At 43.1% G+C, this 15,583-nt stretch carries 15 protein-coding genes; 8 read left to right on the plus strand and 7 right to left on the minus strand.

The features are described 5' to 3' along the window. Positions 1-147: 147 nt before the first annotated feature. Both FRZ54_RS14855 and FRZ54_RS14860 read right to left on the minus strand, forming a co-directional pair. Positions 148-1,335, minus strand: a complete 1,188-nt coding sequence (locus FRZ54_RS14855) for a Gfo/Idh/MocA family protein (protein ID WP_147032371.1) — start codon at positions 1,333-1,335, stop codon at positions 148-150. 171 nt (positions 1,336-1,506) lie between these two features. Continuing rightward, the gene (locus FRZ54_RS14860; RefSeq protein WP_147032372.1) at positions 1,507-2,343 is read right to left on the minus strand and encodes a phytanoyl-CoA dioxygenase family protein; all 837 of its coding nucleotides are present in this window, start codon (positions 2,341-2,343) and stop codon (positions 1,507-1,509) included. A 167-nt stretch (positions 2,344-2,510) separates the two neighbouring features. On the opposite strand from FRZ54_RS14860, the gene FRZ54_RS14865 reads away from it, so the two are divergent. Next, positions 2,511-3,215, plus strand: a complete 705-nt coding sequence (locus tag FRZ54_RS14865; protein WP_147032373.1) for an NUDIX hydrolase — start codon at positions 2,511-2,513, stop codon at positions 3,213-3,215. A gap of 1 nt (position 3,216) precedes the next feature. Here the strand turns inward: FRZ54_RS14865 and FRZ54_RS14870 are convergent, their stop codons facing one another. Continuing rightward, the gene (locus tag FRZ54_RS14870) at positions 3,217-5,358 is read right to left on the minus strand and encodes a sensor histidine kinase (RefSeq protein WP_187359634.1); all 2,142 of its coding nucleotides are present in this window, start codon (positions 5,356-5,358) and stop codon (positions 3,217-3,219) included. A gap of 126 nt (positions 5,359-5,484) precedes the next feature. On the opposite strand from FRZ54_RS14870, the gene FRZ54_RS14875 reads away from it, so the two are divergent. Together FRZ54_RS14875 and FRZ54_RS14880 are read left to right on the plus strand one after the other, a co-directional pair. Next, positions 5,485-5,934, plus strand: coding sequence for a response regulator (locus tag FRZ54_RS14875; RefSeq protein WP_147032375.1), 450 nt, complete (start codon positions 5,485-5,487; stop codon positions 5,932-5,934). Between the two features lie 166 nt (positions 5,935-6,100). Beyond that, positions 6,101-7,117: a PorP/SprF family type IX secretion system membrane protein gene (locus tag FRZ54_RS14880; RefSeq protein WP_147032376.1), complete on the plus strand. Its 1,017-nt coding sequence runs from the start codon at positions 6,101-6,103 to the stop codon at positions 7,115-7,117. 14 nt (positions 7,118-7,131) lie between these two features. Here the strand turns inward: FRZ54_RS14880 and rpoN are convergent, their stop codons facing one another. Then, complete coding sequence (rpoN, locus tag FRZ54_RS14885; protein WP_147032377.1) at positions 7,132-8,607, minus strand: RNA polymerase factor sigma-54; 1,476 nt, start codon at positions 8,605-8,607, stop codon at positions 7,132-7,134. A 199-nt stretch (positions 8,608-8,806) separates the two neighbouring features. Between rpoN and mscL the strand changes: the two genes are divergently transcribed. Beyond that, a complete protein-coding gene (gene mscL, locus FRZ54_RS14890) occupies positions 8,807-9,220 on the plus strand; it encodes a large-conductance mechanosensitive channel protein MscL (RefSeq protein WP_147032378.1) in 414 nt (137 codons plus the stop codon). 541 nt (positions 9,221-9,761) lie between these two features. Here mscL and FRZ54_RS14895 read toward each other — a convergent pair. Further along, positions 9,762-10,634 (minus strand): ChaN family lipoprotein, encoded by an 873-nt coding sequence (locus FRZ54_RS14895; RefSeq protein ID WP_147032379.1) that lies wholly within the window; start codon positions 10,632-10,634, stop codon positions 9,762-9,764. Positions 10,635-10,791: 157 nt separating this feature from the next. On the opposite strand from FRZ54_RS14895, the gene rpmH reads away from it, so the two are divergent. The 4 genes from rpmH to tsaB all read left to right on the plus strand — a co-directional run bounded on the left by rpmH (position 10,792) and on the right by tsaB (position 12,394). Next, on the plus strand, positions 10,792-10,950 hold the full coding sequence (rpmH, locus tag FRZ54_RS14900) for a 50S ribosomal protein L34 (RefSeq protein WP_147032380.1): 159 nt from the start codon (positions 10,792-10,794) through the stop codon (positions 10,948-10,950). Positions 10,951-11,001: 51 nt separating this feature from the next. After that, positions 11,002-11,394, plus strand: coding sequence for a ribonuclease P protein component (locus tag FRZ54_RS14905; RefSeq protein WP_228462502.1), 393 nt, complete (start codon positions 11,002-11,004; stop codon positions 11,392-11,394). Beyond that, complete coding sequence (yidD, locus tag FRZ54_RS14910; RefSeq protein WP_147032381.1) at positions 11,391-11,633, plus strand: membrane protein insertion efficiency factor YidD; 243 nt, start codon at positions 11,391-11,393, stop codon at positions 11,631-11,633. The genes FRZ54_RS14905 and yidD overlap by 4 nt, the downstream gene beginning before the upstream one ends. A gap of 71 nt (positions 11,634-11,704) precedes the next feature. Then, positions 11,705-12,394, plus strand: a complete 690-nt coding sequence (gene tsaB / locus FRZ54_RS14915; protein WP_147032382.1) for a tRNA (adenosine(37)-N6)-threonylcarbamoyltransferase complex dimerization subunit type 1 TsaB — start codon at positions 11,705-11,707, stop codon at positions 12,392-12,394. Here the strand turns inward: tsaB and FRZ54_RS14920 are convergent. Continuing rightward, a complete protein-coding gene (locus FRZ54_RS14920; RefSeq protein ID WP_147032383.1) occupies positions 12,378-13,802 on the minus strand; it encodes a DUF5723 family protein in 1,425 nt (474 codons plus the stop codon). The two genes, tsaB and FRZ54_RS14920, sit on opposite strands and share 17 nt — an antisense overlap. A 146-nt stretch (positions 13,803-13,948) precedes the next feature. After that, a complete protein-coding gene (locus FRZ54_RS14925; protein ID WP_147032384.1) occupies positions 13,949-15,544 on the minus strand; it encodes a hypothetical protein in 1,596 nt (531 codons plus the stop codon). Positions 15,545-15,583: the final 39 nt, after the last annotated feature.

Below are 15,583 nucleotides of genomic sequence, written 5' to 3' on the forward strand. Positions count from 1 at the left end.
AAGTTTTAAATGTGGTTAAGCCTTACGAAGTTTTAACAACTTCGTAAGGCTTTTAGTATCATGGTTGTCACGCAGGCTCTCGAAGGGTAAGCGTATAGGCCTTTACCCACATGTTTCGGGATCCTCAACATGACACCCTGCACGAAATCACAGATCTCTTCGCACCACTTCCCCGGTGGTTTTATGCTTCAATATCAATTTCTTCTCACCATTCGGTAATATTTCTTCCTTGATCAGGTAGAACTCATCATCGTATGAAGCAAACTCATGGCCCTCAGTTACGTCGGTTCTGCCGCGCCAGTCGTCTATTTGCACGGGCTCCCAATTGCGCGATTTGGCCGATCTGTAAGCCGCGTCGATGATGCAGTTCACCACATAACCGTCGTAAAAGCTTTCAGAGGGCTCCCGTTTTTGTTCTATGGCGTCGAACATATCGGTGAACATGTGGTTGTAACCGAGTTCGTTTACCTCGTCGCCAACAGGGAAAAGCCAGCCGCTGGATGATTCGGCCTTCTCGGCCACATAGTTATTGCCTTTGCCGGTGCTGAACATATCAAAACCTGTGCGCAGGAAGTTATTAAGCCAGATAGTGCCCTCGCTGCCCATAACCTCGTCACGCAGGTCCATGCCCCCGCGGAAGCACCAGCTTACCTCGAACTGACCTATTGTGCCATTTGCATATTTTACCCAGCCTAATGCGTGGTCCTCTGCCGCAATAGGGTGTACCTGTGTTGCCGCCCAGCACATAACCTCCACGGGTTTAATATCCTTGCCTATAAAGTTTCTCGATATCTCTATACAATGGCACCCCAAATCGACTATGGCGCCGCCGCCGGACAATTCCAGGTTCCAGAACCAGTCGCTGTGCGGACCGGGGTGTGTTTCCCTTGATTTTGCCCACAACACACGGCCTATGCTGCCGGCTTTGACACTGGCTAATGATTTAAGGAATTTCGGCGTGTAGCAAAGGTCCTCTAAATAACCGCCCATAACGCCGGCTTTTTCCACCATTTCCATCATTTGCTTAGCCTCGGCGCCTGTGCGCCCCAATGGCTTGGTACAAAGCACATGCTTGCCGGCTTTAGCGCACGCCTCGACAGCGGCTAAGTGCAGTTCGTTCGATAATGCGATCACTACCACATCCACATCAGGATTGCCTACTACTTCATCAAGATTATTACTGAAGTGGGGCAGGCCGTAATCTTTTGCAAATTTTTCGGCCCTTTCTGTCGAGCGGGAATAAACGCTTACCAAAATGTCTTTTCTGCGTTGTGCTGCAAGCGAGTCAGCATAAAACCGGGCTATAAAGCCCGAACCAAGCATGGCTATTTTCATGTGTTAGAGTTGATTGAGTTGAATATGTTGAATGAGTTGATTAAGTTAAATATGTTGATTAGGTTGAATGAGTTGAATATGTTGATCGAGTTAGATCTATTGAATATAGTAATGAATTAAGTTGGATAACTAATCAACTTAATCTAACCCAAACAGCCCGCTCAACTAAGGTCACACCTCCTTTTCCCAGCCGGTTTCCTTCAATGCAGGATCGTTTTCCTTTTTAAGGAAGTCGTTATCTGATAGTGATGCTGCATCCCATTTCAGTATCGCTTCATCCGGCACCATATCTACCGGTGTTTTCCACGATGTTGATGTTTCGTTATAAGCCAGGTTAGATTGTGAACAATAGCACGAGATTATCGACCATCGCGGATAATCGGATAGGTTTGCCTCCGACCGGTGCAGCAGGTTACTATGAAAAAACAAAGCATCGCCCGGCTGCAGATCGCAATAAACCAGCTCCATTGTTTTTAAAGCATTATTCACCATGGTCATATCTGCTCCAACCTGTTCGCCCGAAAAGCCGTGGTTTACCCTGCCTAATTTGTGCGAACCTTTGATCACCTGCAGGCAGCCGTTCTCTTTGTTGGCAGCGGTAAGGGCTACCATCACACTGATCAACTGATCGGGAAACATAAATTGGTTTTTGTACCAATACCCGTAGTCCTGGTGCCATTCCCATGCACCACCCACTTTGGGTTCCTTCTGCATCAGTTTTGAATGAAAGTGACACACCGGCGAATCGTTATCCAGTAATTCACCCACCGATTCAACCATACGTTTGCTCCGTGTAAGGTAGCCAAACACATCGTTACCCGGCGTAAACCATAAGGATAACCTGGTTTTCTTACCCGACAGGTCGTTCAGATCCAGCGCATTTTTTCGCATAGCATCATCTTCGACCGCGGTTTTATATAATTTATTGGTCTCTTCCCGCGAGCAAAAACCTTTCACCAGCAGGTACCCGTCACGCTCATAAGCGGCTTTCTGTTCAGCATTCATCATTTTTACAGGTATTAATAGGTTTGCCCGATAAAGCTAAAACATTCATCCTTTATTTATCAAACCTTTGTTAAAATTGTTTTGGTAGGAATGATTATTAAAATCGTATCATTAATTATTAATTTTTTATTACTCCCATTTTATTTTTATTCTTGTAACAGAATAATATTATGCAAAGATATACCGGTCAGAAACGCATCCTTGTTGCAGTAGATTGTATCATATTTGGTTTCGACGGTTGGAACTTGAAATTGCTCGCTGTTCAGCGGGCCATGGACCCCGAAAGAGATAAATGGAGTTTAATGGGAGGATTTATACAGCCGTCCGAATCGCCGGAAGACGCTGCCAACAGGGTTTTGGAACATCGTACAGGATTGAAAAATGTTTACATGGACCAGTTCCATGTTTTCGGTAAGCCAGATCGCGACCCGGTTGAAAGGACGCTTTCCATTGCCTACTACGCTCTTATCGATATTCACCAGTATGAAAAGCAGATCAACGACGAGTTCCATCCCGAATGGTTTCTTTTGGATGAATTGCCGGAATTGATATTCGATCACTCCGAAATGGTGAAGCTGGCTTTGCGCCAGTTGCGCTACAAGGCAGCACTGCACCCGATATTGTTCCAGTTGCTGCCGGAGAAATTTACCATTCCACAATTGCAGGCGCTTTACGAAGGCGTTTATCAAACCAAGTTTGATGATCGTAATTTCAGCCGCAAGTTGCTCTCAACAGGCTTGCTTATCAAATTGCCCGAAAAGGATAAACTCTCCTCCAAAAAAGGGGCATTCTATTACCAGCTCGATCAATCGCACTATAAAGAGAACTTTGAGTCGTTCCTTAACCTTGTACCCAATCCGGATAAGTTCTTCTGATCTATTCTAAATTTTTCGGCAGCGTTATTGTAACCGATGTTCCTTTGCCGGGTTCTGATTGCACATCGATTGCGCCGTGATGATCCTCGATAATACCAAACACAATGGAAAGGCCCAACCCGGTGCCTTCGCCCACATTTTTTGTGGTAAAAAACGGTTCAAATATCCTTTGGCGAACTTCATTGCTCATCCCCACGCCGGTATCGGTTATTTGTATCGTAATATTATCAGTTTGATCTGTGGTGGTGATAATAACCTTTTCATGGTCACGGCCCGGTTTCTCCTTGATGGCCTGGATACTATTGTTAATAAGATTCATGAAAACCTGGTTTATCTTTCCGGGATAACAGTTCAGCAGGGGCAGCTTGTTTAATACAGGCATTATCTCAATGTCATAAGGGATGGTGCTCCTTAACAATATCAGCGTATTCAGGATCGCCTTGTTAATATCGGCGTGCTTCAGTATTAATTCATCTGTGCGGCTAAACGTCCGCAGGCTCTGCACGATCTCTGTTGTACGGTTTGCACCTTCTTCAATTCCATCAAGCAAGGTCAATATTTCCTCTTTGATAAAATCAAGGTCGGTATTTTGACTTTGTTCAATGGCTGCTTTCAGCAATTCTTTCTGATCAGGATGCGCCCCTGCTTCTTTGTACTTATCGATCAACGAAAACAACTCCAGGAAATCGAGCCGTAAGGGTTTAACATTTGAACCAACGAAGTTTATCGGGTTGTTGATCTCGTGTGCTACACCAGCCGTCAATTGCCCCAGCGAAGCCATTTTTTCGGTTTCAAAAAGCTTCATCTGGGTCGATTTCAGGTTTTCAATGATCGAAGAAAGGTCCTGGTTTGTTTTTATGAGTTGATTAGTGCGGGCATTAACTTCGGTTTCAAGCAAAATATTTTGCTGGGTTATCAGCTTTTCATTCTCCCTGGCAATGGTCAGTGACAGCAACTGCGTCTCAGCTGTTTGCCGGCGGTAAAAATTGATCTTTTCGGCCAGGGATATCGAGAATAGAACGAGCTGCAAAATGGAACTGTAAATGATAATATTGGCAGTGAAGCTGTTATGAACGATATAACCCCGGTTACGGGCGACCGAAACAAGCACGGTAACGAAAAATAGCCCAAAACCGATCATAAAATATTTGGCCGGTTTATATCCCTGTACATATAATACACTGCCGATACTAAGAAGCGAAACCGACAACAGCGTGGCAGAGATTGTTATAAGATCGTAAGTAAAAGGAACCTTACCGATAATGACGGTTATCAACGCAATAGTATATAGCCCGAATAAAATATAGTAGTATTTGAAATAGGAGTTTAATTTAGATCTCAGTTGAAGGAATTCTGCAGCGAACAATAATACGGAATACCCAAACCCTATCCTGATGAGCGGTATCAGGTAATTGTTTATCATAGTTTTTTCGCTCACAAAAAAATTTGCGCCATAACCCCGTACCAGTACCTGCGATAACCCTAAAAAAATGATATAAGCCACATAGTATATATAACTTTTATCGCGGACCAATACAAACAGTACCAGGTTGTAAAGGGCCATTACAAGTACAATGCCCATAAACCCGCCCACCAGCAGGTTTTCGTAATCCGCATTTTTAAAATACGTGTTAGCGCTGTTGATGTCGATGGGAACGGTGCCCGACACACTGCTTTTTATCCTTAAGTATAATGTTCGGGTTGAATCCGGAAGGACAATACAATTGATGAAAGTGTTGTTTTGTTTGAGCAGTCTCGAATCGCGGTCGGGAACGGAAGAAGAAAAATGGATCATCCGCCCGTTTTGCGAATCGGCGAAATAAAGGTCAAAGCCATCTATTACTATAGCGCCTATTGAGATGGGGACAAATGCCCGCGTAGTTTTATTGTGAAGTACAAATTTTAACCAGATGGTTGATTTTGCGTATTGCATTACCGGCAGCGAGGTTTCGACAGTATGGAAACCAGGATTGCCCCTTACATCATTGATCTTGTAAACGCCGGACGGGTCGTCCAACTGGACGAAATAATTGTTTGTCAGAAGTTTTTTTTCGTTTTCGCGGATAGTAAGCGTATCGGCCTGGAACGCAAAAAGAGAACTATTTTGTAGTAGTAGGCAAATTATTAACAATATTTTTTTCATTTTTACGATTTGCTTTGCCGGCGGCCATATTCTGAACACCATAAATTTGCGCAGAAAATTAAACTTTCAAGAATTTATCGTGTTAAAATAGCTGTCTGTCGATACCCTCAAAATAAAATATAATATATGTCGTTCGGAGTGCTGTATGTTGATGATGAGATAAATAATCTCAATAGTTTTAAAGCCGCCTTCCGGCGCGACTTTAATATACACGTTGCACAATCAGCCCGCGATGGGCGCAAGATACTTGATACCAACGAAATAGGTGTGATCATAACCGATCAGCGTATGCCCGGGATGACCGGTATCGAATTTCTGGAGTCAATTTTGACCGTTTACCCGGATACGATTCGAATATTACTTACCGGTTTCTCTGACATGAATGCCGTTATGGACGCGATAAACAGGGGACAGGTTTATAAATACCTGGTTAAGCCATGGCAAAACGACGAGCTTAAGCTATATATCCAGAATGCTTTGGAAATATACCAGTTGCGTAAGGAAAATAAAGAGCTGGCGCATAAATTACAACTGGCAAACATCGAATTGGAGATGTTGAACAGATCGCGTTCGTGAACAAATAAATTTATGTGGGGCAACCATTAATTTGCACAATAAGTAATTAATTATGACCTATTTGTCGGTTTGTACGTAAACAGGGCAATAATTGCTTTGAAATTGTTATCTTAACAGCCCTGAATCTAAAAAAGAGAATTGCGGCAGGTGAACCTATAATATCGGAATGAAGCGACTTTTACTCGTAGTTTTTACTTCTGCTTTGACCCTCCAGGTTGCTATTGCGCAGCAAAAACCGCAGTACACGCAATATGTATTAAACAATATGCTTATCAATCCGGCGGTGACCGGCATTGAAAACTACATCGACATAAAAACAGGATATCGTAGTCAATGGACCGGTTTGCAAGGAGCGCCGGTTACCAGTTATATTACAGGCAGTATACCGTTCGGGTCTGATTTTGTTGGGGGAGACGCAGCCGCATTATCCGGTGGCAACGATGCTAATCCTTACAGCCGTCTTTATACACAAAATTACGAAGCTTCTGCACCGCATCACGGTTTGGGCTTTATGGCCGTTTCGGACCAGGCCGGGCCGATAAGCACAACCAATCTCGATCTGACATACGCTTATCATCTTGGCTTAACAAGTACGTTTAACCTGGCCGTGGGTGTCGAGACAGGGCTCAACCACATTAGTCTAAACACTTCCGAACTCATCCTGGAAAACCCGCTTGACCCGGCCATCGCGAATGGCAGCAACAGCCAGTGGAAGCCCGATCTTGGAGTAGGTGTCTGGGGTTACTCATCCAATTACTTTTTTGGGATTTCGGCTTTGCAGCTATTATCCCAAAACCAGTATTTCAGTACAAAAAATTCGGTTAACCAGGCAAAAACGGTACCGCAGTTTCTGGTTTCGGGTGGATTTAAGGTATTCCTGACGGATGATGTCACGTTGCTTCCATCAACGCTTGTTAAGTTTATCAAACCCTTACCGGTTACCTACGATGTCAATATGAAACTGGCCTTTAAGGACCGCTTCTGGATAGGCGGCGCATACCGTAACGGCGATGCTGTAGCAGGCATGTTCGGGTTGAACATCAGCTCGCTTATCAACATCAGCTATTCTTACGATTACACAACCTCGGCCCTGCGGACAGTAAGTAATGGTACCCACGAGATCGTGATCGGCATCATGCTCAACAACAGGGACCACCTGATAGCACCTGCCCATTCATTCTAAATAAAATTTCTGATTTACAATTCTTTTCTCAGCCTTGCAACAGGAATGTTCATCTGTTCGCGGTATTTGGCTACGGTACGGCGCGCTATGTTATAGCCTTTTTCTTTAAGTATTTCGGTAAGTCTCTCGTCCGCAAGCGGATGGCGTTTATCCTCGGCGCCGATGTTCTCTTCCAGTATTTTCTTAACCTCTTTGTTCGATACTTCCTCGCCGCTTTCGGTTTGAATAGCTTCTGAAAAGAAGGACTTTAGCAGGAAAGTGCCAAATTCGGTTTGTACATATTTTGAATTCGCCACACGCGAAACCGTTGAAATATCCATGCCTATCCTGTCCGCAATATCCTTCAATATCATGGGTTTCAGGTTCTTATCGTCGCCTGTCAGGAAAAACTCATACTGGTACTGCATGATCGCGTTCATGGTCTTCAGCAGCGTTTGCTGGCGCTGTTTTATGGCATCAATGAACCATTTGGCCGAATCCAGTTTCTGCTTCACAAACTGCACAGCCTCTTTCAGTTTTTTATCTCTTTGCGATGCCTTATCATAATGTTCGAACATTTCCTGGTACGACCGGCTTACGCGGAGTTCAGGAGCATTCTTGGAATTTAACGTTAACACCAGGAACCCATCGTTATTAGTGATATGGAAATCCGGTATAACCTGCATTTGCTTGGTGTTAACCTCGTTCGAGTCTCCGGGTTTGGGGTTTAGTTTTAGTATTTCAGATATAACGGCACGCAATTCCTGCGAGGTCATATTCAGCGATTTTTCGAGCTTATCGTAGTGTTTCCGGGTAAATTCATCAAGGTAGTTTTCTACTACCTGCATGGCTTTTCTTATTACTGGGTCGTTTTGATCCTTTTTCCTTAATTGTATGAGCAGGCATTCCTGCAGGCTGCGTGCGCCTACGCCCGGTGGGTCGAATGATTGAATAACCTTCAGCATTTCTTCCACCTCGTCGTCGTCCGCAAATATATTCTGCGAAAACGCCAGGTCGTCTGTGAGCGAAGTGATCGATCTGCGCAGGTAGCCATCGTCATCCAGGCTGCCGATGATCTGTTGGCCTATCCTGAAATCTTTATCGGAAAGCGGTACCAGGTCTAGCTGGGCTTGCAAATTTTCAAAAAATGAGCTTTGAACGGCTATCGGTATTTCCTTGCGGTCGTCGTCATCATCGCCATTCTGGTCATAGCGCGATCCATATTCGTTCAGATTATCTTCCTGCAGGTAGTCGTCAATATTAAATTCGTCGGCCGGGCCCTGCTCTTCGTCGCTGTTAAATGTATCTTCTTCCGGGTCACGGTCGGGGTATTGCTCCTCCGGCTCGTTCAGGTTAGTTAAACTCAGATCCTCAAGCGCCGGATTCTCCTCTAATTCCTCTTTTATCCGTGTGTCCAGGGAAACGGTGGGCACCTGCAGCAATTTGATAAATTGGATTTGCTGCGGGGAAAGCTTTTGTAAAAGTTTCTGTTGAAGATTCTGTTTTAACATAAATTGTATCGGCCCAAAAATACATCAATTAACCCTAAACCCGAAAAAATTAACTCTTTTGATAATTTAAGACTCCCTTTAAACGGAAATAAACAGCAAGTGTTTAAGAAAAAATAACGGCAGTTATTTTAATCATCATTTCACTTTGTATATTTATTAAACTTTAAGGAAAAACTTCAAACTCAAAACAACCTCACTTATGGCTATTGTAAAAGAATTTAAAGAATTTGCGATGCGCGGCAATGTGGTCGATCTGGCGGTCGGCGTTATCATCGGCGCTGCTTTTGGAAAGATCGTCACATCGTTGGTTAACGATGTTATTATGCCCCCTATTGGTTACCTGACCGGCGGCATAGATTTCAAAAACCTCAAAGTTTTGATAAAACCTGCCGATCCGGCTAATAAGGTCGCTGAAGTGGCTATTAATTATGGAAACTTTATTAATACGGTGATTGAATTCCTCATCGTGGCTTTTTGCATTTTTATGGTGGTAAAAGCTATAAACTCGTTAAAGAAGCCTGAGGAAGCCCCGGCTCCGGCACCTGACCCAGGGCCAACTAAGGAAGAAGTATTGCTGACAGAGATAAGAGATTTGCTGGCTAAAGGTAAATGACTTCGAGATATCTTATTGTTAAAAATAGTAAGATAAGGTATTCTGTTGCGCTTGTCGCTATTGTATTGATTTGCAGTTACATTTTTGTCTGTTACGGCCATAAATATAATCGCGGCTATGTTATCTTGCCAGTTACATTCTTGTTGATCGCCTATATATTTCTGCTGGACATTTGGAGTGATTGGCTTAAGATAAATAAACTTCACTGGCTCGGCAGAAGGATTGGCTTTTTTTTAATAATCGCTGTCACAGGCTCTTTGCTGGTCAATTTAAAAGATATCTATGAACGATCGCAGCTACAGAAATATGGGCTATTAGTTGATGGTAAAATAACCGATGCAGCAAGCGTTGATGGTTCAAGGACCGGTTATTTTTTCTCTGCCGGTGTAGAATATTATGTCAACAAAAAATTATATCACCAGCGGGCCTTTAGCTCGTCGTACATTTATAAATATGGTGATAACGTGAAAATTCTTTGTTCGTCGCACGACCCCGAGCTAATCAAAATAATATCTCGTAAGTCCGGGTTAGACATTAAGTATTAATATGTCTTAGGCAATTTGGGATCAGTAAGGATAATGTAATCATTATCCTTACTGTATTTACTCCAATCCGGGTTATCGTAACTATCATCCGAAAAGCAGGCGATGTTGACTATCCTGGCCTTTTTGTCATACTTCTTAAGCTGGGCCGCCGCACCAAGCTTTTCCTGGCTGTGAAACCCGCCATTCACCTGGAAAACTTTATAGCCGTGATGTTTTTTAAGGAAGCGTGCTATCGACCAGCCCATCGTTGCATCCCAAACATTTTGCGCCTGATACATCTGCATATTGCCCATTGCGCCATGCCCGCCCATAATTTCCAGGAACTTGTCGTAGTAGGCACCTGTAGCGGTATCGATCGGGAGAGGAGGGAGCCAAGCCTTACCTGTTTTGTCCAGTTTATCCAGGCTGGCTAATCCCATCCGGTTTACCATATTTACGTAACGGGCGGGCGCATTCGCCGCAACAACAGGTATTCCACCCGCTTTGGCAAACTCTATCATCGGTCGGTAGTCCTTATAGTTTTTCCAGGCTCGACCCTCGGTGGTAAAGTTTTTTTCACGTATCAATCCGGCCAAATATTCATTTAATACGTTTTGGCAATCGGTTTCAAACATTTCCATACTCAGGGCCGACCTGCCTGGATATCTTCCCGCAAGTTTTTGAAATAAAAGCGATTCCAGTACGTGGCAGGTCGAATCGTTATGCTCCTCGCCGAAAAAAAGCACGTCGGCATTATCTATCCCTGCTATAATGTCATCTGCCGATACCAGTTTTTGCTGGCTGGTGCTGTATATTTTATAATGCGGGTTCTCCTGGCTTAGCGTCAGCAGCGGCGCCAGCAGGAATATTAAGACTGCTAAATATTTCATAATATGGAAGTTTACTGATTGCGCTGGCAATAAACAGTTAAGCAATATAACAATACAACAGCTCATTTAACAAATACTATAATTCTATTTGAAAAGTATAAAAAAAGCACTAAATTTGCGCTCTTGTTTTAAAACACGACGAATAGAATAAATAGCGATGAAAAGAACGTTTCAGCCTTCTCAAAGAAAAAGAAGAAATAAACACGGTTTCCGTGAGCGTATGGCAACTGCTAACGGCAGAAGAGTATTGGCAGCCAGAAGAGCAAAAGGCAGAAAAAGATTATCTGTTTCTGACGAGCGCTCGCACAAAGCATAATTGCTTGTCTACAGGCTCCGACCGGTTATTGCTTTAAACTGCAGTTGAGGTATGAGCAAAATATACAGCTTTACAAAAGAAGAACGGTTATGTAATAAAAGGCTCATCTATGAGCTTTTTCATAATGGTTCTTCTTTTTTATGTTACCCCTTTAAGGTCTCGTGGATGGCAGTAAGCCAGCCCCAGGATTTCCCCGCGCAGGTTTTATTCTCGGTGCCAAAAAAACGCTTCAAAAGCGCTGTCGACCGCAATTTGCTCAAAAGGCGCATGCGCGAGGCTTATCGGCTGAATAAACAACAATACCTTTATTCGGCTCTTAAGCCTTTAGATAAACGGATAATTTTTTCAGTTGGCTATATTGGCAAGGAAATTAACGATTCCGACCTGATCCATAAAAAAATGCTGAAGCTTTTGACCGGGCTTGCCGAACTTAGCGCCAAATGATGCTGATAATAGAAATATTAAAGACAGTTATCGGCTGGATATTTTTGTTGCTGATAAAAATCTATCAATATTTTATTTCGCCGCTTACCGGTGCATCATGCCGTTATACACCCACTTGTTCGCAATACGGGTTAGAGGCAATAAAAAAGCATGGTGCCTTTAAAGGCGGATGGTTAACTATAAAACGAATTGCAAGTTGTAACCCGTGGGGTGGGCATGGACACGATCCTGTCCCTTAGGTATCGACAATTATTAAATGAACCCAATAGTAGCTTTTAGCTTTATGCTTTCGGCTTTCAGCTTTTAAAAAATGATACTTCAGGTAGAAACAGCCACAACAGTATGCTCGGTAGCTTTGTCGGAAAACGGAAAGATCTTGGCCTGCAGGGAAGCCGACCAGCGGAATATCCATGCTGAAAAGATCACGGTTTTTGTCAACGAGGTATTGCAGGCAGCCGGTAAAAATTTCGATAATATTGACGCCATAGCTATAAGCAGCGGCCCAGGCTCTTACACAGGTTTACGTATCGGTGTTTCGGCGGCAAAAGGGTTAAGCTTTGCCCTGGATAAACCGTTGATCGCTGTCGAAACGCTGGAAACAATGGCATGGGGCCTCATCGGTCAAAGTACTTTTGATCCGGGAACTTTGCTTTGCCCGATGATAGACGCGCGGCGCATGGAAGTTTACACAGCTGTCTTCGATCCCGATGGAAATAAGATACTGCCAACATCTGCAGAAATAATTGACGAAAATAGCTTCAAGAACCTGTTGTCGGATCACAAAATCATTTTCTTTGGAGATGGCGCCGAAAAGTGCCGCGAAGTATTAAGCATCCATTCAAATGCAGAGATATTAAGCGACTTTGCCAATTCTGCAAAATACCTTACCAAAAGAGCGACGGAGAAATATCTTGCAAAGGAGTTTGAAGATGTGGCTTATTTTGAACCTTATTACCTGAAGGATTTTATAGCAGGAAAAAGGGCTACTGATAAGTCTTGAATAGCCGGTTGTATAAACGGCCAATGAATCCTTTTTCGCCCATAGGAATTGTACTTGCGTTGAGCGGGTGCTCTATTACCGGTCCGAATTTAAGAGAGAATCCTAAAAAGAAGCTGGCGCCGGTAAACGAACTGTTGCCATATGATGAATAGTTATTGGTTGCTCCCGCCAACGCCGCGGTCTTTAATAATTTATCTGTGCCGATAAAAAATTCCCCATTGTAGGATTTGATCATAAACTGGGTGCCCAGGTTGAACAGATTCATGTCGTCGTAGCTTGCGGTCAAGCTAAAGTGATAGTTTTTGTACTGAAAATGGTTTACAAGCGCGCCGGTATAATTTGTGTAATATAACTCCTTTGATACGACAACAGTAGGGGAATATTTGATAGAGTGATCGTCGTTTACCCAATATGACTTTGTAGCGCTTAACTCGAATAGTGCATTTGTTGGCGTTGTAAACGATTGAAATACTTTTTTACTTCTGAGTATATTGTTTACCTGGTTGAAAATGCTATCCTCGCGGTGCGGAGTAGTGACACCATTTATGGTTTCGGTACCATTAAAGTTGGACACGCCCGATTCGCTATACCAATGGATAAAACCAAGATCTTTTAAATTAACCTGTATGGTAACATTGTCTTCGGTCCTGTAGGAAGTGCCGAGGCTGATCTGTGCACCGGGGCTGCGGGTGGTAGGTAAAAAGCTCCGGCTATCGAAATTGCCGGGCCCCTTGCTTTGATAATATTTGCCCCTTAGGGAAATTATTGCAGCGTCGTTTTCATTGTCGAAATTGATATGCGACTGATAGATGTCCACCTTATTATAGTCAATGCCAAGCAAAGCACTCAATTTTACGCCTATGGCAAGCCTATTGGTTACTTTTTCCCGATACGAAAAGCCTATCGAGTTATATATCTGGTAGTAATAGTGGTCATTGAAAATATCATTATACGTGCTGTTGGCGAATGCTCCGGGTCCGTTGAAAACGGCAATAGACTCATCGGAAAAATATCCCCTGCCCTCCAGCTTTGTTTGTGCAAAAAAACCAAGTTCAACGTCTCCCTTCAAACTCGAAAACATTTTGAACATAAGCAGGTATGCATTTCCACTAATATTGACGTGGTTGAATTTGTTGTTACCGATCTCGAGGACGCTATTATTGTATTTCCCTCCAAACGCCCTGTCCACAAGGGTGGATTGCGCATCGCCAGTTAAAAAGAAACCGGCGTTAAAATTAGGAACAAAAAAATTGAAGGCATACATTTTACTGGTATCTGGTACAAAGGCCCTTTGCGAAGGGTTTTCAAACGAATCGTATAAAGTTCCGGTGTTGTATTGTGAAAACTGTTGCGAGAACCCCTTTGCTGCTAACAATAAAAAACAAGAAACCAGTAAAAACTTCTTCATTATAAGTATCTCAGGGGCTATATGTTAGTTTATGCGTTTTAAAGATAAACTTCAAAAACTATTTTTATACTAAAAATTAAAAATTAACAGCTTTATCCCTTAAACGGGATTTTAGGTGTTGGGTTGTGTAAATACAGCAGATTTTTTCAGAAAGAGCTTTTTAATGATGCTGTATCGGTGTTTAAACGCATACAAAAGTTGGTATAAAAGCTTTTGTCGGACGATGAAAGTTGCCACGAAGCACCGTAGAAATTTTTCCAGCCCGGATTTGCCTGGTCAAGGTTTTCGTAGAAAGATAATTTCATATCCTGCCTGAATAATTGGGTTGCATTTTTGAATTGGATGAAAAATGACACGTTGCTTTTTTCGGCCAGCAGGTTGTTGAAATCATTATAGCCGTTAGTCTTGACCAGGAATTTCCGGTTCACGTAGGTATCGGTATAGCTGACAATTTCGGAGGTGCTGTTCGTTAGTACCAGGTAATTGTCGATCACTTTAAAATACGGTCTTTTAAACTGGCTGAAAGCTTCGCCAAGTAATATCTCCGGTACATTTTCGTAGGTGAACTGGCCGGTGTTATCAGAACTCATTTTGCAGGTATTGGTGAGTAGCCCTAATAGTTTCGAGCCATCTTTTAACTGTACTATGCCTATCTTTTCGTGGTAATGTGTGGTTACTATGGCAAATTCGTTTCCCAGTAGCCGCGGAAACTCCTTTTGTAAGGAAATGCCCGTTTCCTTTTTTATCTTACCAAGTATGTTGCTTCGTTGCGGGCCAAAATCACTTCCTGATTCCCAAATTGCCAATTCCGACTCAAATTTTATCGGGTCTGAAACTGAGAAATTTGTAAAGTAAGCTGTGGTGGAAGGAAATAGCTCCTTCAGGTGATTAGCAACCGGTTGCTGGCCGCTGAAAAGGCCCAGATATCCTTCCGGCTCGTTATTTTGTGGCTCGCTTGTTCCATTAAATATCAGGGCATCGCTTTTAAAGTTAAGGCTCAATGCAGCCAACCCTGGAAACTGGCGGAAGTTTTTAACGATATCATAGTTCCTGCTTAAAAACACCTGTTCAACTAAGGGGGTAAGCGCGCGGTAGTTCAGATAAAGGTTCGCGAGCGAGTTGGAGCGTTGCTGATCAGGCAGTAATACAAATGCCTGTTTTTCCCGTCGGTAATCGTAAGCCGCACAGCGGTTAATAACCTCTTTCGAAAAGCTACCCGACAGACAGTAGTCATCTTTATTGATCACGTAAAACCTTTTTTTAAGGTCGTTCAGGTAAATAATGTAACCTGGCTTGCCGTCAAACTCCGTTGGTGTTATCAGCATGCCGTTTTTTGGTTGTTTTGATAATTGTTCCAATGCAGCCTCGCTGAACTCCTTTGAAACGGATACAGTTAGCAGAAAATCAATTGAATTATCCTTCTGCGGGTGAAGCGAAACAAAAATATCCTGCCCGTTAAAATATTTTTTGAGCAGGGTATTTTGAAGCAATAGCTTTTGTAAAGCAGTTAACTCATCCTGGTTATCCTGGCCAAGTAAATTACTGAAGAGGTTGCTCCCGGCAAAAATGTCATAAAATTCCTTATCGTTGTTGAATTCGAATATCAGCGAGGCATCATTCGGGATGGTGCGCATAGCCAGGTTGGCGTATTTGCCTGCAGTATTGAGGTGACGAAAATAAACGACCGTTACCAATGCGGTTGCAGCAAATAACAGAACTGTAATGATAATTAGTCGTTTCATGGATTCAAATCACACAAAGGTAGATTTTTGGCGGTCAGC

The organism is Mucilaginibacter ginsenosidivorans, from assembly GCF_007971025.1.
Classification (GTDB): Bacteria; Bacteroidota; Bacteroidia; order Sphingobacteriales; family Sphingobacteriaceae; genus Mucilaginibacter; species Mucilaginibacter ginsenosidivorans.